General features: G+C 67.0%; 18 protein-coding genes and 2 pseudogenes. 8 read left to right on the top strand and 12 right to left on the bottom strand.

The annotated features are described in order from the left end of the window. Window positions 1–39: 39 nt before the first annotated feature. Entirely contained in the window at window positions 40–1,224 is a 1,185-nt protein-coding gene (locus CEX87_RS23490) for an acyl-CoA dehydrogenase family protein (RefSeq protein ID WP_064393813.1), read from the bottom strand. Window positions 1,225–1,270: 46 nt separating this feature from the next. On the opposite strand from CEX87_RS23490, the gene CEX87_RS23485 reads away from it, so the two are divergent. Next, a complete protein-coding gene (locus CEX87_RS23485) occupies window positions 1,271–1,717 on the top strand; it encodes an MOSC domain-containing protein (RefSeq protein ID WP_064393812.1) in 447 nt (148 codons plus the stop codon). Window positions 1,718–1,734: 17 nt separating this feature from the next. Here the strand turns inward: CEX87_RS23485 and ripD are convergent, their stop codons facing one another. Continuing rightward, window positions 1,735–2,277 carry an NlpC/P60 family peptidoglycan-binding protein RipD gene (gene ripD, locus CEX87_RS23480; RefSeq protein WP_064393811.1) on the bottom strand — a complete coding sequence of 181 codons (543 nt, stop codon included), beginning with the start codon at window positions 2,275–2,277 and terminating at the stop codon, window positions 1,735–1,737. 160 nt (window positions 2,278–2,437) lie between these two features. Between ripD and lhgO the strand changes: the two genes are divergently transcribed. Together lhgO and aceA are read left to right on the top strand one after the other, a co-directional pair. Then, window positions 2,438–3,646, top strand: coding sequence for an L-2-hydroxyglutarate oxidase (gene lhgO, locus CEX87_RS23475; protein WP_094289340.1), 1,209 nt, complete (start codon window positions 2,438–2,440; stop codon window positions 3,644–3,646). Window positions 3,647–3,701: 55 nt separating this feature from the next. Next, on the top strand, window positions 3,702–6,002 hold the full coding sequence (aceA, locus tag CEX87_RS23470) for an isocitrate lyase ICL2 (protein WP_064393809.1): 2,301 nt from the start codon (window positions 3,702–3,704) through the stop codon (window positions 6,000–6,002). 257 nt (window positions 6,003–6,259) lie between these two features. Here the strand turns inward: aceA and CEX87_RS23465 are convergent, their stop codons facing one another. From CEX87_RS23465 to CEX87_RS23445, 5 genes are all read right to left on the bottom strand, one after another. Further along, window positions 6,260–7,576 (bottom strand): aldehyde dehydrogenase family protein, encoded by a 1,317-nt coding sequence (locus CEX87_RS23465; protein WP_233151496.1) that lies wholly within the window; start codon window positions 7,574–7,576, stop codon window positions 6,260–6,262. A 69-nt stretch (window positions 7,577–7,645) separates the two neighbouring features. Then, on the bottom strand, window positions 7,646–8,077 hold the full coding sequence (locus CEX87_RS23460) for a type II toxin-antitoxin system Rv0910 family toxin (RefSeq protein WP_064418579.1): 432 nt from the start codon (window positions 8,075–8,077) through the stop codon (window positions 7,646–7,648). Window positions 8,078–8,095: 18 nt separating this feature from the next. Next, window positions 8,096–9,403 (bottom strand): sensor histidine kinase, encoded by a 1,308-nt coding sequence (locus tag CEX87_RS23455; protein ID WP_082694195.1) that lies wholly within the window; start codon window positions 9,401–9,403, stop codon window positions 8,096–8,098. A gap of 63 nt (window positions 9,404–9,466) precedes the next feature. After that, window positions 9,467–10,159 (bottom strand): Rv0518 family GDSL lipase, encoded by a 693-nt coding sequence (locus tag CEX87_RS23450; RefSeq protein WP_064394160.1) that lies wholly within the window; start codon window positions 10,157–10,159, stop codon window positions 9,467–9,469. A 44-nt stretch (window positions 10,160–10,203) separates the two neighbouring features. Beyond that, a complete protein-coding gene (locus CEX87_RS23445) occupies window positions 10,204–11,421 on the bottom strand; it encodes an acyltransferase family protein (protein WP_094289338.1) in 1,218 nt (405 codons plus the stop codon). A 295-nt stretch (window positions 11,422–11,716) separates the two neighbouring features. On the opposite strand from CEX87_RS23445, the gene CEX87_RS23440 reads away from it, so the two are divergent. Genes CEX87_RS23440 through CEX87_RS23425 form a run of 4 tightly spaced genes read left to right on the top strand, consistent with a single transcriptional unit; the run spans window position 11,717 to window position 15,943 of the window. Next, window positions 11,717–12,172, top strand: a complete 456-nt coding sequence (locus CEX87_RS23440) for a Fur family transcriptional regulator (RefSeq protein ID WP_064393806.1) — start codon at window positions 11,717–11,719, stop codon at window positions 12,170–12,172. 33 nt (window positions 12,173–12,205) lie between these two features. Beyond that, window positions 12,206–14,449: a catalase/peroxidase HPI gene (katG, locus tag CEX87_RS23435; RefSeq protein WP_064418581.1), complete on the top strand. Its 2,244-nt coding sequence runs from the start codon at window positions 12,206–12,208 to the stop codon at window positions 14,447–14,449. 27 nt (window positions 14,450–14,476) lie between these two features. After that, on the top strand, window positions 14,477–15,253 hold the full coding sequence (locus CEX87_RS23430; RefSeq protein ID WP_064425516.1) for a glutamine amidotransferase: 777 nt from the start codon (window positions 14,477–14,479) through the stop codon (window positions 15,251–15,253). Between the two features lie 36 nt (window positions 15,254–15,289). Beyond that, window positions 15,290–15,943: an alpha/beta hydrolase gene (locus CEX87_RS23425; RefSeq protein ID WP_094289370.1), complete on the top strand. Its 654-nt coding sequence runs from the start codon at window positions 15,290–15,292 to the stop codon at window positions 15,941–15,943. On the opposite strand, the gene CEX87_RS23420 is transcribed toward CEX87_RS23425, so the two are convergent. Beyond that, entirely contained in the window at window positions 15,944–16,318 is a 375-nt protein-coding gene (locus CEX87_RS23420) for a hypothetical protein (protein WP_094289334.1), read from the bottom strand. A gap of 81 nt (window positions 16,319–16,399) precedes the next feature. Between CEX87_RS23420 and CEX87_RS23415 the strand changes: the two genes are divergently transcribed. Then, window positions 16,400–17,059 carry an MBL fold metallo-hydrolase gene (locus CEX87_RS23415; protein WP_094289332.1) on the top strand — a complete coding sequence of 220 codons (660 nt, stop codon included), beginning with the start codon at window positions 16,400–16,402 and terminating at the stop codon, window positions 17,057–17,059. A 134-nt stretch (window positions 17,060–17,193) separates the two neighbouring features. Here the strand turns inward: CEX87_RS23415 and CEX87_RS23410 are convergent. The 4 genes and pseudogenes from CEX87_RS23410 to CEX87_RS27005 form a co-directional block, all read right to left on the bottom strand. After that, a pseudogene (locus tag CEX87_RS23410) lies at window positions 17,194–17,349 on the bottom strand (DUF899 domain-containing protein); the annotation flags it as partial. Beyond that, window positions 17,348–17,785 (bottom strand): type II toxin-antitoxin system VapC family toxin, encoded by a 438-nt coding sequence (locus tag CEX87_RS23405; RefSeq protein ID WP_094289330.1) that lies wholly within the window; start codon window positions 17,783–17,785, stop codon window positions 17,348–17,350. The gene CEX87_RS23405 and the pseudogene CEX87_RS23410, both read right to left, overlap by 2 nt. After that, window positions 17,782–18,033: an antitoxin gene (locus CEX87_RS23400; RefSeq protein WP_094289328.1), complete on the bottom strand. Its 252-nt coding sequence runs from the start codon at window positions 18,031–18,033 to the stop codon at window positions 17,782–17,784. The genes CEX87_RS23405 and CEX87_RS23400 overlap by 4 nt, the downstream gene beginning before the upstream one ends. A 74-nt stretch (window positions 18,034–18,107) precedes the next feature. Beyond that, window positions 18,108–18,239: pseudogene (locus CEX87_RS27005) on the bottom strand (IS481 family transposase); the annotation flags it as partial.

Below are 18,239 nucleotides of genomic sequence, written 5' to 3'. Positions count from 1 at the left end.
AGATGGGTGATCGCCGAATTCATCGCCCGCACAGGGTGATCAGAGCCCGAACTGGTCATCGATGATGCCGAGCCACACCTGAGCCGCGTCGATCGCCACCTTCTCGCTGATGAACGCGTGCTGGGTGCCGGTGTACATGTCGCGGAAGGCACGTTCCAGGCGGCTGCCCTCGCGGATCGCACTGGTGCCCGCGGCCAGATGTGCCCACTCCGCGCACTGACGAGCCACGTCGGTGGCGTACACCGCGGCCACCCTCATGTCCGCGCGCAGGGTCGGCGTGAGGTCCTCACCGGCCGCCACACTGGCTTCTGCCGTTGCGAACGCATCGAGCACCAGCAGCCGCGCCGCCCGCCACGCCGCGACGTGATGGGCCAGCCCTTTCTGGAAGGTCGGCCGGCTCGCCAGCGACGCCATGTCGCTCATCCGGAACTTCGTGGCGGCCAGCTCTTCGACGTCGTCGAGCATGCTCTTGGCGACGCCCAGCGCCCACGACGCATGCCCGGCGGCGGTGACGGGCATCATCCCCATCCGCGTCGCGGGCGACGATCCGCGCAACGGCTCTCGGGTGAACAATGCGAACGTGCGCTCGGCGGGAACGAACACGTCCTCGACGCTGTAGTCGTAGGAACCCGTCCCCTTGAGCCCTTGCACATGCCAACCGTCGTTGAAGCTGACCTGCTCACGCGGCAGGATGGCGATCTGCATGTCCGGCACACCTTCGCTGACCCAGCGCATTTCGGTCCCGTCCATCGGCAGGAACCCCGCGGCGACATACTGCGCATGCCCGATCCCTGAACCGAAGCTCCACGACCCGGTCAGCCGGTAACCACCGGGCACGGCGGTGCCTTGACCGTTCGGGAAGAACTGCCCGCCCATCGTGACCTGATTGTCGTGGGTCGTGAACACCTCGGCGAATCCCGCGTCCGGCAAGTACGCGGCGGCAGCGAACGACGACGGCAGGTTGGCGATGCCGATCCAGCCGAAAGACCCGTCCTGCCAAGCCATCTCAATCCAGGTCTCGATCATCTCGGCGAACGATGGTTCGCTGCCGCCGGCGGGAGCGGGGTTGAACGCCGTCATCAGCCCGGTGTCCCACATCGCCTCGACCACGGTCGGGCTCAGCGTGCGCAACCGCTCCGACTCGCCGGCCTCTTTCTGCACGATCTCGCGCAGCGTGCGCACCCGTCCGGCGATTCCCTCGGCGGCTTCCAATGTCGACGTCATCAGTCCTCTTTATCAGCGATCGTCGCGGCGCACATACACTTCGGCCGTGCACGTCACCGCGCTCAACATCGCCCCGGGTCGCCGGCTGCCGATGCGCTCCGTCGGTGAGGTGGTCGCCGAGGCGGGAACCGGCCTGGTCGGCGACCGCTACCACGGCACCCGGCATCGTCACGTCACCGTCCAGTCACAGGAGCTGCTGGATCGTGCGGCGGTCGATCTGGGTTACGCGTTCGACCAGGCCCAGACCCGACGCAACGTGACGGTGGACGCCGGTGAGATCCCGACCAGACCGGGCACGCGGCTGCTCATCGGCGATGTGCTGGTGGAGGTCGTGCGGGTGTCGGCCCCGTGCCGCCTGCTCGACGACTGGATCGGTGCCGGCGCCGCCGCAGCGCTGCGCAGGCGCGGCGGCTCGGCCTGTCGCCTCCTGACCTCGGGGACGATCCGGCTCGGGGATCGGGTCGAGGTGCTGACCGACTCAGAGTCCGAGTGACGTCGCTCCGCTCACGTTCACTTGATGATCCGAACCAGGTAGGGCGCCATGTTGGTGGTCCGCACCGGTGACACGGCGACGCCCGAGTCGGTGGCCTCCAGCATCTGCCCGTTGCCCAGGAACAGCGCGACGCTCTGATTTCCGTTGGGGCCGTAGAAGATCATGTCACCGGGCAGCGCCTCGGAGGGCAACACCTTCTGCCCGACGTTGTACTGCGCGCCCGAGGACCGCGGCAGCTTGACCCCGATACCGGCGAACGAATAGACCATCAGGCCCGACGCGTCGAAACCGACGGTGCTGAGCGCGGGATCCAGGCCGACGATGTGGCCTTCGCGGTCGAGTCCGGCGACGTTCTCGGGCGTGCCGCTGCCCTTCGTCGGCCCGTTGGCGTCTCCCCCGCCGTAGGAGAAGGGGACGCCTCGCTGCGCGAGACCGCGCGCGATGACGAGGTCAACCGCCTGCTGGTTCGCCGCGGAGCGGGAGGATGGTGCGGCGACCGCCACCCCAGGGATGGCCACCAAAAGGGTGACACCGATCACCAAGGCGTAGATGCGTCTCATGGTTCGTTTGCTCTTTCTTCGTCTGCGCGCATACCGATGGCGCTGTAATCACTTGTACGCGTGGTTTGCTCGTGACGCCAATTCGCGCCTGGCTCAGCGTCAATGAGATGCAGTACCGTAACCGAACAGTGATTACCTCCCTTTGTTGCGGCGTCCGGCGATGATCGAACGGATCGCAGTGGTCGGCGGCGGCATCCTCGGCGTTGCGGTGGCCCGCGAGATCGTGCGGCGTCGTCCCGATTCCGATGTCATGCTCTTCGAGAAGGAAAACCGTCTCGCTTCGCACCAGACCGGCCGCAACAGCGGGGTGGTGCACGCGGGTCTGTACTACCAACCCGGGTCGCAGAAGGCCGTGCTCTGTCGTCGCGGGGTGAGCCTGCTCGAAGAGTTTTGCGCCGAGCGCGGGATCCGCCGGATCGCTTGCGGCAAGGTCCTGGTCGCGCTCACCGACGAGGAGAAGGACAGGCTCGCCGACATCGAACGGCGGGCGTCGGCGAACGGTGTCCCCGGGGTGCGGATCATCGGACCTGAGGAACTGCTTGAGCTCGAACCCAATGTGCGTGGCATCGCCGCGCTGCACTCCCCGTCGACCTCGATCGTCGACTACGCGGAGGTGACCAGGGAGCTTGCCGCCGACGCCACGAAGGCCGGTGCGAAAGTCCTTCTCGGACACGAAGTGACCGGCCTACGGGTGGGCGACTCCGACGTGGTGGTCAGCACCCGTACGGAGGGAATCGGCGACCAGGCCCGGTTCGACCGGGCCGTCGTGTGCGGTGGCCTGCAGAGCGACCGGCTCGCCGAAATGGCCGGGGACGGCCCGAATCCAGTGATCATGCCGTTCCGGGGCGAGTACTACGCGCTGAAACCCCATCGGCGCGATCTCGTCAACGGTCTGGTCTATCCCGTGCCCGACCCGCGCTATCCGTTTCTGGGTGTGCACCTAACCCCGCGCGTGGACGGTCAGGTGCTCATCGGACCCAACGCGGTGCTCGCGCTGGCACGTGAGGGGTACACCTGGGGCACGGTGTCGCTGCGCGATCTGGGCGCGATCGCCTCGACGCCCGCTTTTTGGCGGTTCGCCAGGCGGCATTGGCGCACGGGTGTCCGCGAGGTGTCCGGTTCGCTGTCCAAGCGGCGATTCATCACCGCCGCCAGGGCCTACGTCCCGGCGTTGCGTGACGAGGACGTGGTGCCCGGTACCGCCGGCGTGCGGGCCCAGGCCCTCGACCCCGACGGCGGTCTGGTCGACGACTTCCGGATCAGCGTGCGCGGCCGCGTCGTGGTGCTCCGAAATGCGCCGTCACCGGCGGCGACCTCCGCGCTGGCGATCGCCGAGCGCATCGTGGACACCTTCGAGGCGTCGACGTGACGCCTCCCTGCTGATAACGCCATCCCCGGCAAAGGCCGGGTCGTACTGTGGGGGCATGGCCATCATCGAAACGGACGCCGCGCCTCAGACCCCGTTCGACCAGGAGGTCGCTGCCACGCAGCGGTACTTCGACAGCCCGAGATTTGACGGCATCATCCGCCTCTACTCGGCCCGCCAGGTCGCCGAGCAGCGCGGCACGATCCCCTCCGACTACATCGTGGCGCGCGAGGCCGCCACGGCCTTCTACGAGCGCCTGCGCGAACTGTTCGCACAGAAGAAGAGCATCACCACGTTCGGCCCGTACTCGCCGGGCCAAGCCGTGACGATGAAGCGGATGGGCATCGAGGGCATCTACCTCGGCGGCTGGGCGACGTCGGCGAAGGGGTCGACCACCGAAGACCCCGGCCCCGACCTGGCCAGCTACCCCCTCAGCCAGGTTCCCGAGGAGGCCGCGGGACTGGTCCGGGCGCTGCTCACCGCCGACCGCAACCAGCAGTACCTGCGGCTGCAGATGACCAGCGAACAACTTGCGGCAGCGCCCCCTCCCGTCGACTTCCGCCCGTTCATCATCGCCGACGCCGACACCGGCCACGGCGGAGATCCGCACGTGCGCAACCTGATTCGCCGGTTCGTGGAGGCGGGGGTCCCTGGCTACCACATCGAGGACCAGCGGCCGGGCACCAAGAAGTGCGGCCATCAGGGCGGCAAGGTGCTGGTGCCCTCCGACGAGCAGATCAAACGGCTCAACACCGCCCGCTTCCAGCTCGACATCATGCGGGTGCCGGGCATCATCGTGGCCCGCACGGACGCCGAGGCGGCCAACCTGATCGACAGCCGAGCCGACGAGCGCGACCAACCGTTCCTGCTCGGCGTGACGAACCTCAAGGTGCCGTCGTACAAGTCGTGCTACCTGGCGATGATGCGGCGCTTCTACGAGGCGGGCGTCACCGAACTCAACGGCCATCTGCTCTACGCGCTGCCCGAAGGCGAGTACACCACTGCAAACGCCTGGCTGGACCACCACGGCATCGGCGAGGCGGTCGCCGAGGCCGCCTCGGAGTACCGGGACCGCCCCGACGGCGAGATCGACGCGATCTTCGACCGGGTCGAATCCAAGGCCGTCGACGCCTGGCAGCTCGACGCCGGCTTGATGACCTACGGCGAGGCGGTCGCCGAGCTGCTCGAGTTCCGCGAGAGCGAGGGCGAGCAACTCGACATGAGCGTCGCGGAGTGGCGGGCGTTCGCCGAGCGCGCGCCCCTCTACACCGCGCGCGAGAAGGCCAGAGAGATCGGAGCGGCGGTCGGCTGGGACTGCGAGCTGGCCAAGACGCCGGAAGGCTACTACCAGGTTCGCGGGGGAATCCCCTACGCGATCACGAAATCGCTTGCCGCCGCGCCGTTCGCCGACATCCTGTGGATGGAGACCAAGACCGCCGACCTCGCCGACGCACGCGAGTTCGCCGAGGCGATTCACGCCGAGTTCCCGGAAAAGATGTTGGCCTACAACCTGTCCCCCTCGTTCAACTGGGACACGACCGGTATGACCGACGACGAGATGCGGACCTTCCCCGAGGAACTCGGAAAGATGGGCTTCGTCTTCAACTTCATCACCTACGGCGGTCATCAGGTCGACGGTGTCGCGTCAGAGGAGTTCGCCACCGCGCTACGCCAGGACGGCATGCTCGCGCTGGCGCGGTTGCAGCGCAAGATGCGCCTGGTCGAATCGCCTTACCGCACACCGCAGACGCTTGTCGGCGGTCCCCGCAGCGATGCCGCGCTGGCGGCGTCGTCGGGCCGCCTGGCGACCACCAAGGCGATGGGCAAGGGTTCGACCCAGCATCAGCATCTGGTGCAGACCGAGGTGCCCAAGAAGCTTCTCGAAGAGTGGCTGGCGATGTGGGGTGAGCACTACAAACTCGACGAGCGGCTGCGGGTGCAGCTGCGCCCGACCCGGCCCGGGTCAGACGTGCTGGAACTGGGCATCTTCGGCGAGCGTGACGGTGAGGACGAGAAACTCGCCAACGTGATCGTCGACCCGATCAAGGACCGCCACGGCCGCAGCATCCTGACGGTGCGTGACCAGAACACGTTCGCCGAGAAGCTGCGCCAGAAGCGGTTGATGAGCGTCGTGCACCTGTGGCTGATCCACAGGTTCAAGCCCGAGATCATGTACTACGTCACGCCGACCGAGGACAACATCTATCAAACCGAGAAGATGAAGTCGCACGGCATCTTCACCGACGTGTACCAGGAGGTCGGCGAGATCATCGTGGCTGACATCAACCAGGCGAGGATCGAGGAGTTGCTGGCCCCCGATCGCGAGGCGCTGGGCCGGTTGATCCGCAAGGAGGATTAGGGCGCGCTGACTTCCCGCGCGGGCCTGCGGCGGACCCGTGCCCTCTCGTGCGGGCCTGCGGCGGACCCGTGCCCTCTCGCGGACTTGGTGGGCGCAGCGCCCACCTATCAGCGAAAAAGTCGCTGGGAGCGAATTTTTCGCTGTGAGGTGGGCATCGAAGGTGGTGCTGACCGCTCGACGCTGGGAGCGAAAATTTCGCTGTGAGATGGAACGCGCGAGAGTGCCTCAGCCGCCCGGCGGCGACCAGTGCACGACTTTCATGCGGTCATCTCGTCGAGCAGTTCCGGGCCGAAGCCGAAGCCGTTACCGCTTGCGCGGCGCGGTTGCGACGCCCCGCCGAACACATCGTTGATCTTCACGGTGCCCACCGGTAGAGCTCGCCACGCCTCTTGAGCGTGCCCCATGTCGGCGGTCAGCACGGTCGCGGCCAGGCCGTAGCGGTCGTCGGCCGCTTCACGCAACGCGGTGTCGAAGTCCGGAACCACTCGCACCGGGGCCACCGGACCGAAGGTCTCCTCACAGAACACCAACATCTTCGCCGTGCAGTCGGCGAGCACCGTCGGCGGGTAGAACGAACCGGGCCCCGGCCGCGGCGCACCACCGGCCAGGACGCACGCGCCGTTGGCCACCGCGTCGTCGATCTGGTCCTGCACCGCCTCGCGCTGACGCTCGTCGACCAGCGGCCCGATCCGGTCCGCCCAGCCACGCGCTTGCGTTGCCAACTCCTCGAGAAAGGCCTCGGCCAGCGACTCCACCACGAAGACCCGCTCCACCGAAACGCAGATCTGCCCCGCGTTGGCGAACGCGCCGAGCGCGGCCTGCTCGGCCGCCCACCGCGGGTCCACGCCCGCGTCGACGACCAACGCGTCGTTGCCGCCGTTCTCCAGCACCGTCTTGGCCCCGCGTTCCGCGCACACTCGAGCGATCGCCCGGCCGGTCGCGCTGCTGCCCACGTGCGCGACCACGTCGACGTCCGCTGCTGAGGCGAGCTGGGCGCCGACCGATCCGTCACCGTCGAGGATCTCCAGCACACCGTCGGGAAGTCGCTCGGCCAACAGTTCGGCGAATCGCCGACCAGTGGCCGGACACCGCTCACTTGGCTTGTGCACCACCGTATTTCCCGTCACCAGCGCCGCGCCCAGCAGGCCGGCCGCGACAGCGACCGGATCGTTCCACGGGGTGAGTACCGCAACGACGCCGCGCGGCTCGGGGACCATCAGATCGGTTGCGGACCAGGAGCCGTGCAGGCTGCGGCCGCGATGCACCGGGCCGAGTTCGGCGTACTGCACCAGCGTGCCCGCGCCCGCGTCGACTCCGCCCAACGCGTCGTCGCGGGTCTTGCCGGTCTCACGTTCGTTGAGCTCGGCCAGCTCGTCGGCGGCGGCGCGAACCGCTGCGGCCGCCTTGGTCAGCGCGGCCGCGCGTTCGGCGGCGGGGGTGCGCGCCCACCCCGGCGCGGCTGCGCGGGCTCGTCTCACGGCTTGGGCGCAGCTGGAGGGATCGGTGATCGGAATCCTGCTGACTTCGTCGCCAGTGCGGGGGTCCAGAACGGTCATTTCCATGGTCTGCGACACGCGGTGGGTGGTACCCGCTGCGATCGTGATCAACCGCGCCGCGCGCCGCGTCTTGGCGGCCCGGAGTGGTCAGCCGTAGAGCTCTTCGAACTTGCGGATCGAACGTTCGATGTCGCCTTTCACCGCGCGTACCGCCGTCGCGCCGATGGGCCCGAACAGCGGCGCTCCCCCGAGATTCATGGTGAGAGTGAACGCCGAACCGGCTTCGACCTCGGCGACCGTCATCGTGAGCCCGTACCTGGTGCCGCCGACACCTTTTCCGGTGACCTCGATCAGCTTGGGCGGGTCGAATTGCTTGATGGTCCACGTGACGCGGTTGCGCAACCCCTTGGCTGCCGCGACGCCGACAATCGTGGTGCCGACCGTCAGCTCGTCGGGCAGTTCGCTGCGCCAGCCTTCGTGCATGACCATCCAGTCCCCCAACGAGTTGAGATCCGATACGTGCTCCCATGCCTCCTGCGGAGTCAACGTGAGCTGACGCGACAACTCGAGTTTGGCCATCTTCGGATCGTAGTCAGGTCAGCTCGGCGCGGGCAGGCGTAACACCAACCGGGCCCCGCCGAGTGGGCTGGCCTCCATCGCGGCGGTGCCCCCGTGCAGCTCGGCCTGCTGGGCGACCAGCGCCAGCCCCAGCCCCGACCCGGATCGCGCCGCCGTCGAACCGCGGGAGAACCGCTCGAACACCGCGGCGCGCTCCTCCTCGGGTATCCCCGAACCGTTGTCGTCGACGGTGATCTGCACGCCTTCACCGGAAGCGACTGCGCCGAGCTGGATTTCGGTGGCGTCGCCGTGCTTGATCGCATTGGTGATCGCGTTGTCGACGACGAGCCGCAGCCCGGCAGGCAGGCCGACCATGAGCACCGTCGTCGACGACGACAGCGACACCTTCAGCCCGGGATAGTTGCGCATCGCGTCGTGTGCGGCCCGGTCCAGCAGTTCGGTGATGTCGACGGGGACGAAGTCGTCAACGGTGGTCAGTTCGCCCTGCGCGAGTCGCTCCAACGCGGTCAGCGTCGCCTCGATCCGGCTCTGGGTGCGCATGACGTCGGCGATCACCTCCTGGCGCTGCTCGTCACGCATCTGAAGCGTGGAGAGCACCTCGAGATTGGTGCGCATCGCGGTCAGGGGTGTGCGGAGTTCGTGCGAGGCCACCGCGGCGAAATCCCTCGCTGACTCCAGCGCCGCTCGCGTGCGCTGCTGTTCATCGCCGATCCGGGCGAGCATCCCCTCGACGGCTTCAGCGATCTCGACGGCCTCCTGCACGCCGCGCACCTGAACCTCTTCCGGTTTGGACTGGGCGTTGATTGCGCGCGCCTGCTGGGCCAGCAAGCGGAACGGGTTGATCATGATCGACCACATGACCCAGCCGACCAGCACGGTGCCGACAATCACGCCGCCGCAGATCAGCAGCACCCGTCGATGCAGTTCGTCGATGCGGCGTTGCGTCTCGGCCAGCGGCGCGCCGATCGCGATCAACGCGTCGCCGGCGGTGAACGTCCGGACGCGGTATTCGACACCGTCGATGGTGGTGTCGGCGTAACCGACGTCGAACCGCGGCAACACGATGTTCTCCGGTATGGAGACCGTGATCTCGTCGACGCGGGCCGTGCGGACCAGGCCGCCGTCGGGGATGGGCGGGTTGACGTCGGCCTGTTGCGCGGTGCGCAGCAGTTCGCTGATGTCGCCGAGGCTGCTCACTGAGTCGAGGCGACGGTCCAGCTGGCTGTACTGGTCGTTGGTGACGCCGAACCACACCCATGCGCCCAGCGTGATCACCAACGCGACCACCGACAGCGCCGCGACGATCACGATGATGCGCAGCGACATCACGCGGGTCAGCAGCTGGTACAGGCGTCCACCGAGTCGCACGATCAGCAACGATAGGACGGATCAGACCCGTCGCGGCAGTTGCGCGCCGATCAATGGCGCAATCTTTTCCGCCATGTAGGTATGACCCGCGTCGGTGGGGTGCACGCCGTCGGGGCCGATGAGCTCGGGCCGGTCCACGAACCACCTGGCGGCGATCGGGTCGACGAACGTCGCGCCCGCCAGTTCGGCCTGATATTTGAGGGTGTCACGGATGCGCATGACCGCGGCGGGAACGTCGGCCGTCGGCCACGGCGGCCCGATCACGAGGAAGAGCGCGGACGGCGCGATCCGCCGGGCCAACAGAAACGTGCCGTAGACCAGCACCGACAACTGTGTCGGGTCGACGTTCTGATCGTTGCGCGAACCGAAGAACACCACCAGCGTGTCGTCGGGCTTGACCGTCGCGGCGGTCAGATCCTCGAAGAGGCTGCCCCGGTTGCCACGGGTGCCGTAGCCGGCTCCCCCTTCGGCGCCGACGACCGCTGTGGTCGACAATCCCTGCTCGGCCAGGATCTGCCAGGCCTGGGTGGTCCAGGATTTCTCGCCGAGCCCGCCTTCCGGACCGCCGGTCGTGTACGAGTCGCCGATCACCGCGATGCGGTTGAGCGCGAAGCTGAGCACGTCGATTTCCTTGTGCTCCATCGGCTTCGGATGCTGACAACCGGTGACCACGAGAATGGCGATCGCCACCGCGACGGTCAGTGCGCTGCTCACCGCGCCGGCGTACGACCGTGAGAACACGGGCGCGAGAAGCGTCGTCACCCGGCGCGGGCCGTCATCACCTCGGACCTTTCGCGCGGGCGCGACACGGTGTGCAACCTGCCTGTCGCATCCGGGATCGACGCGGTGGGGCCGTTCAGCATGCTGCGCATCCATTTCCGGGCGGGCTCCTCGACAAAGTGGTACAGCATGACCGCGCCGATCAGCGCGGTGCCAAGCAAGGCAACCATTATGAGCTTGCTCGTGAAGTCCGATGACAGCGTCAGCCCGAATTGCTGCACCATCCAATCCCAGGTGGTGTGCACCAACTCGTGAACCATGTAGAGGCAGAACGACACATGCCCGAGGTACACGACCGGCCCCAGCGAAAGAAGCCAGGGCAGCGATCCGGCGCCGATGGCCAGGGTGAACAGCAGCGGCACGAACAGCACGTCGACCAGGCCGGCACCGTCGACGATCTTGGGCAGCGGGTGCGCGTCGAGTCGGTAGAGGATCGCGACGATCGCGGCGCCGAGCAGAAGTGCGGTGTACCCCGCGGCGCGCCGAGCCTGATCGCTTGGGTCGAGCTTGCGCACCGCCGCTGCGATCAGGGCCCCGGCGGTGAACTGCATCACGATCCGCGGCAGCCAACTCCACGGGGTGTAGAACTGCCCCGACGCCAGCAGAAGCAGGATCGGCGGCATCACGGCGACGAAGGCCAGCGCGATCAGGCCCCTCGCCCTAGTCGACCGCGCGATGCGGAAGATCACCAGGATCAGACCGCCGAACAGCAGATAGGCCAGCCACTCCGCGCTGATCGACCACGCCGGCCCGTCCCAACTGGAGCCGTCGAAATAGGGCACGAACCACAGTTGGACCATCAGCGCCTGGCGCAGATAGTTCGTCGCCGTCAATGTCTCGGCTGCCGGTGACGGCACCCTGCCGACCTGCAGGGTGAAGATGATCCACAGGGCCGCCAGATGCATCGTCACCAGGTAGACCGGCCACACGCGGGCCAGCCGAAGCCACAGGAAGCGCAGCGTGGCTCGCCACTCGAACGACGGTCCCATGCGGTCGAGATAATTCCATGCCAGCACGAACCCGCTGAGCATGAAGAACAGGTCGACACCTTGGGCACCGCAGTTGAGCAGCGGCGCGAACGCCGATCGGAACCCCGGCACGGACTGCTCTAGCAGGGGCCGGAAGTGAAAGAGCACCACCCATACGGCGGCGACGATGCGCAGGCCGGAAAGGGCCTTGATTTCTCCGGTGCGCACAACACTCTCTTCGCGGAAGTCCGTAGCGTTTTCGTTCGGGGTCCTGCCTGATAACCACACCGGGTTGGTCCGCTCCCCTGACCACAGACCCCGGCAGCCACCGAAGGGTAGCAGCGGGGCTCGCCACGGTTCAGGCCCGAAAAGTGCGCGCAGGGCGGCGTGCGACGTTCGAAACCGTTGGTAACAAGGCGCTTCGGCGACGACAGCAACATCGCCGAAAACTTGTACGACACGCCGATGAGCCAACCCTGAACACACTCTTGACTGATTCCAGAAAACGGAGCATATTGGCAGCGTGTCCCCTACGCCTGACTACGCGGATCGGTTACGCGCCGCCGATCTTCGCGTGACCCGCCCGCGGCTTGCGGTGCTGGAGGCGGTCTACGGCAACCCCCACGCCGATACGGAGTCGATCTTCAGCGCAGTGCGTCGCGCCCTACCCGACGTCTCGCGGCAGGCCGTCTACGACGTGCTCGCCGCGCTTACCACCGCGGGGCTGGTGCGCAAGATCCAGCCTTCCGGGTCAGTGGCCCGCTACGAGTCCCGTGTCGGCGACAACCACCATCACGTCGTATGCCGGTCGTGTGGCGTCATCGCCGATATCGACTGCGCCGTCGGCGATGCACCCTGCCTGACGCCGTCGGACCCGATGGGTGCGTTGGACGGATTCGTACTCGACGAGGCCGAGGTCATCTATTGGGGCTTGTGCCCAGAGTGCTTGGTATCGCAGGTTTCCCGATCACAACCGTGATCACAGCCCAAATAACCCACCGGAAGGAACGCTGTGTCATCTGATACGTCCGACGCTCGCCCGCCTCATGATGATTCCAAGACAGCCAGCCACAGCGAGAGCGAAAACCCGGCTATCGATTCGCCGAAGCCGAAGTCGCACGCTCCTCTGACGAACCGGGACTGGTGGCCCAACCAGGTCGACGTTTCGGTGCTGCACAAGCAGAACGAGAAGGGCAATCCGCTCGGCCACGACTTCAACTACGCCGAGGAATTCAAGAAACTCGACCTCGAGGCGTTCAAGGCCGACGTCCACAAGCTGATCACCACCTCGCAGGACTGGTGGCCCGCCGACTACGGCAGCTATGCCGGCCTGTTCGTCCGCATGAGCTGGCACGCCGCAGGCACCTACCGGATCTTCGACGGCCGCGGTGGCGCCGGCCAGGGTTCCCAGCGTTTCGCGCCGCTCAACAGCTGGCCCGACAACGCGCAGCTGGACAAGGCCCGCCGGCTGCTGTGGCCGATCAAGCAGAAGTACGGCAACAAGATCTCCTGGGCCGACCTGATCGCCTACGCCGGCAACGCCTCACTCGAGGTCTCGGGATTCAAGACGAAGGGCTTCGCGTTCGGGCGCGAGGACATCTGGGAGCCCGAGGAGATGCTGTGGGGCCAGGAGGACACCTGGCTGGGCACCGACCAGCGCTACGGCGGGACCAACGAGACCGAGCGCAAGCTGGCCGAGCCGTTCGGCGCGACCACGATGGGCCTGATCTACGTCAACCCGGAAGGCCCGGAGGGCAAGCCCGACCCGCTGGCGGCGGCGCACGACATCCGCGAGACGTTCGGCCGGATGGCGATGAACGACGAGGAGACTGCGGCGCTGATCGTCGGCGGCCACACCCTGGGCAAGACGCACGGTGCCGGCGACGGCGATCTGGTCGGGCCGGAGCCGGAGGCTGCGCCGATCGAACAGCAGGGCCTCGGCTGGAAGTGCGCGTTCGCCTCGGGTAAGGGACCTGACACCATCACCAGTGGTCTCGAGGTCGTGTGGACCCCGACTCCGACGCAGTGGGACAACAGCTTCCTGCAAACCCTCTACGGCTACGAGTGGGAGCTGACCAAGAGCCCAGGCGGCGCTTGGCAATTCGAGGCCAAAGACGCCGAGGCGATCATTCCCGATCCGTTCGGGGGCCCGCCGCGTAAGCCGACGATGCTCGTCACCGACATCTCGATGCGGGAAGATCCGATCTACGGCGCGATCACCCGCCGTTGGCTGGAGCATCCCGAGGAGATGGACGAGGCCTTCGCCAAGGCATGGTTCAAGTTGATGCACCGCGACATGGGCCCCGTCAGCCGTTACCTCGGGCCTTGGATTCCCGAGCAGGAGATCTGGCAGGACCCGGTGCCCGCGGTGGACCACGAGCTGGTCGACGAACAGGACATCGCCCAGCTCAAGAGCAAGCTGCTCGACTCGGGCCTGACCGTGCAACAGCTGATCAAGACCGCATGGTCGTCGGCGTCGAGCTTCCGCGGCACCGACAAGCGCGGCGGCGCCAACGGCGCGCGGATTCGGCTTGAGCCGCAGAAGGACTGGGAGGCGAACGAGCCCGCCGAGTTGGCTCAGGTACTTCCGGTGCTCGAGCGCATCCAGCAGGAGTTCAACAGCTCGGCGGCCGGCGGCAAGAAGATCTCGCTGGCCGACATCATCGTGCTGGGCGGCTCGGCTGCGGTCGAGAAGGCTGCGCGTGACGGCGGTTTCGAGATCAACGTGCACTTCGCGCCGGGGCGCACCGACGCCACGCAGGAGGACACCGACGTGGAGTCCTTCGCGGTGCTCGAACCACGGGCGGACGGCTTCCGTAACTTCGCGCGGGCGGGTGAGAAGGCTCCGCTGGAGCAGCTGCTGGTCGAGCGGGCCTACATGCTCGACCTGACCGCCCCTGAATTCGCGGTGCTGATCGGTGGTCTGCGGGTGCTGAACGTCAACCACGGCGGCAGCAAGCACGGCGTGTTCACCGACAAGCCGGGTGTGCTGAGCAACGACTTCTTCACGAACCTGCTCGACATGAGCACCGAGTGGAAGTCGGGTGCGGCGGAGAACGTCTACGAGGGTGTGGACCGCGCGACGGGACAGCTCAAGTGGACGGCCACCGTCAATGACCTGGTGTTCGGCTCGAACTCGGTACTGCGCGGCATCGCCGAGGTCTACGCCCAGGAAGACAGCAAGGACAAGTTCGTCGAGGACTTCGTCGCTGCCTGGGTGAAGGTCATGAACAACGATCGCTTCGACTTGGATTGACATCCGGGTCTGATCGTCGATAACGACATGCGGCACCCCGCGGGCTCATCGGGCTCGCGGGGTGTCGCGCGTCCGGCGCCCTTCCTGTTGCTCTCCATCCGCGGTGAGGACGAAGCCGCCGAGGACGAATACCGGGCGATGATGCGGTTCGCCGGTCTTGACACCACCGGCATGCGGCGCATCCGGTTGACTGATGAACCGTTGGGAGACATCGACCTCGACGACTGGTCCGGAATCATCCTCGGCGGCGGGCCCTATAACGTCAGCGATCCCGCCGATGCGAAGTCGGCGACGCAGCGGAGGGTCGAGTCGGAGTTACTGAACCTCATCGGGCGCATCGTCGATCGCGACTTTCCCTTCCTCGGCTGCTGTTACGGCGTCGGCACGCTCGGCACCGTCATCGGGGCCACGGTGGACCGCACGCACCCAGAACCGGTCGGCGGGCTCACCGTCACCGTCACCTCCGCGGGCCGTGACGACGAATTGTTCGCCGAGGTGCCCGACGTCTTCGACGCCTACGGCGGCCATCGGGAAGGCGCGACCTCGCTACCGCCTGGCGTCGAACGCCTCGCGTCCTCACCGGATTGCCCGGTGCAGGCGTTCCGGGTGGGGCACCACGTGTATGCCACGCAGTTCCACCCCGAATTGGACCTCGACGGCCTGATCACCCGGATCGATGTCTACAAGGATTACGGCTACTTTCCGCCGGAGTCCGCGGAAGTCTTGAAATCTGCTGTCCGGCAATGGGATGTCCGCTATCCGCAGACCATCCTGCGCCGGTTCGTGGAGCGGTATTCGCGCTGACGATTGGTTCCGCGTCCGTCGGGGCACTCCAGGGTGGTGCACACCGTCGAGTACTCCCCCGGCCGGTCCGCAGACATCTACGGCGACCCGGCGCAACGCACCGTCCTGATGTGGCACGGCGCGCAGACCGATTCGCGCGCCGCGATGCGGCCGTTGGCCGAACGGGTGCACGCGCACGAATTGTCGGTTGTGCTGGCCGATTGGGATTCGCACGCCGAGGACCGTGGGCGTAGCGACCTGTTGGCGTCGGCCGAGTTTGCGCGCAAGCATTCCGGTGACGGGGCGCTGGTAGTCGTCGGTTGGTCGATGGGTGGCCTGGCGGCGGCCGGTCTGGCGGTTCACGCCCCAGACTTCGGTGTGGCCCACACCGTCTGCCTCGCGGGGGCATTCATGGTCCCCGATCCGGTCAGCGGCTCACCGCTGCCGGCTGAGTTGAACGGTGTCCCTGCGTCGTTCACGCTGTTGCATGGTGCGCACGACGACGTGATACCGTCCTCGGCCAGCCGGGAGTTCGCCTCGACACTCGAGCGCAACGGCTGGCCCGTCTCGTGCGTCGTGCTGGAGGCCGACCACGGGTCGATCGCGGGCGCGACATACGACGCTGCCGCCGACCGCTACTCGCCGGCTACCGATCCGGCGACGCTATCGGTGGCGACGGATGTGGCGTCGCGCATCGCTGCGATCCTCTGATCATTCCGCGGTGTCGATGCGGTGGGCCCACCGCAGGTGCCCGCCGCCCATGTCGGTACAGACGAACGCCACGCCGTCGGAGCCCTGAGCCGACAAGTTCTGTTCGGGGCAGTCCATCGCGACGTTGTGGATGCCGACGAGCGGCCCGGCCGGTGTCCAGACGCCCACCCTGTTGCAGACGAACGTCGCCCCGGTGGGGCCGAGCCCGTAGTTGAAGTACTTGCCGGGCTTGCAGGGTGTTCGCTCGACGACATTGCGCGCGACGTTGGGAACGCAGTCGGCCGAGTAGCACACCGCCGACGCGTTGGGCGCGAGAGCGATCGAGGCGGCAGTGGTCGCCAGGGCCGCCAGCGCGGCGATGTGTGAGCGCGCCATCTCTCGATGGTGACACTCGGAGGCGAAATTCGGCGAGAAATCGCTTGACCTCAACAATGGTTCAGGTCACAGAGTCGATACATGACTACTTCGACGACGCAGTTGACCCCGATTCGGGACGATCTGTGGCAGACCCGGATGGACTCGCCGTTTCCTGGCCTCACCACGCACGCATACCTATGGCGAGGCCCGCAGGGCAACGTGCTGTTCTACAGCCCCGCCACGGAGTCGGATTTCGACGCCATCGACGCGCTCGGCGGCGTCCGCGCGCAATATCTGTCGCATCTCGACGAGGCCGGTCCGAACCTGAAACGAATCGAGAAGCGGTTCGGTCGCCGGCTGCACGCGCCGGAGGCCGAGATCGACACCATCGCCGAGCACGCGCGCGTCGACGTGGCCGTCGCTTGTGTGCGGCACGTCGATGGCAACGGTGTCGAGATACTCCCCACGCCGGGCCACTCCGACGGCAGCACAAGCTATCTCGTCACCGGTGCGACCGGTGAGCGCTACCTGTTCACCGGCGACACCATGTTCCCCACCCCCGAGGGCACGTGGGCCACGTTCCTGGTTCCGGGTCGCGGCGACGCCGGCCAGCTGCGCGAAAGTGTGAAACTGCTGGGCACTGTTGCGCCGGACGTGGTGATCTCGAGTGCGTTCGGTGGCGAGAGGGCCTGGATGACCGTCGACCCTCAACAGTGGGCCGAATGCGTGGCGCAAGCGCTGGCGACCGTGCCGTCGTAAGGGTGTCGCTGCGGCGCCCGGTGTCGGGGGCCTCCGCGGTCTCGCGGCCCTCGTTTGTGAAACCACCGACGGTTTTCACCGTCGTTGCGTCGGTGGTTTCACAAACGGGGTCGCTCTAGGGCGTGCGCTGGTCGTAGGTGGGCAAGGTTCGGAACGTGGTCGGCCATCAAGGAGCAGCCGACACAACCGTGTTCGGGCCAGCCCCCTAGCCCGGGAACGTCACCGTCACCGGTGCCGGGTTCGATGAACGCGCGGTAGACGAGCAGCTGGGGTCGGCCGTCGGTCTTATCAGCCGGAGCGGTTGAGCAAGCTTGCGATTCCGCTTGCGTCGGGAACGATGTGGACGATGCCCGGGAGGTCGGCGAACGCCGTGTCCGCCGAGACGAGTGCGGTGGCACCGGCGCCGGCGGAGGCCGCCGCTAGCACGGCGTCAAACGCGCCGAGTCGCGGCGTCGTCTCGAACAACGCCAAGCCGCGTTGGAGCGATTCGGAACTCACGCCCAGTAGCGGCGAGAGCAGTTCCGCGTAATCCCGGCCCAGCGCGGCCGCATCGGTGCGCTGCCGGCGACGGGCTCGAACGTGGACGAACTCCTGGATGACCTCGGCCGTCGTTGTCGCCTCGATGTGCCCGTCGCCGATTGCTCCGATCAACTCCCGGCAAGGGTCACGGAGGGGGTGATCGGCACCCTTCGCATAGACGAGCACCGTCGTGTCGAGCACGATCATCCGCGACGCGTGCGCAGCGTTTCCAACTCCTCCTTCAGTTCCTGCGGTTCAGGAACTGGCATGTCAGATGCTTCCAGGAGGCGTCGTCCCGCGGACTTCCGGCGGTTGGTGGGAGCAGCGAGACCGCGATCGATGGCCTCGCGCACCACCGTTGCGACTGACACACCCCGCGCGCGCGCCACTGCGGTGATTCGCCGATGACGCTCGTCGTCGAGCAGAATCTGCAGCCGGTGTTCAAACACGCTCATACATTAGCATGCTGTGGCCATCCCGGCTGGTGAGGCAGCTAGACGATCCACGTCGCGGCGATGGAACGCCTCAGCTAGATGTACTGACCGGAGAGGTTAGGTACGCGGGTGGCAGGTGGTTGGCCGCCGAGTGCGGTGTGGCCGCGGTGGTGATTGTAGGTGTGCAGCCAGCGGGGGAACTCGGCGCAGCGTTCGGCGTCGCTGCG

Source organism: Mycobacterium lehmannii, from assembly GCF_002245535.1.
Classification (GTDB): domain Bacteria; phylum Actinomycetota; class Actinomycetes; order Mycobacteriales; family Mycobacteriaceae; genus Mycobacterium; species Mycobacterium lehmannii.
The sequence above is the reverse complement of the archived record's forward strand: the minus strand, read 5'-3'. Positions and strand labels throughout refer to the sequence as shown.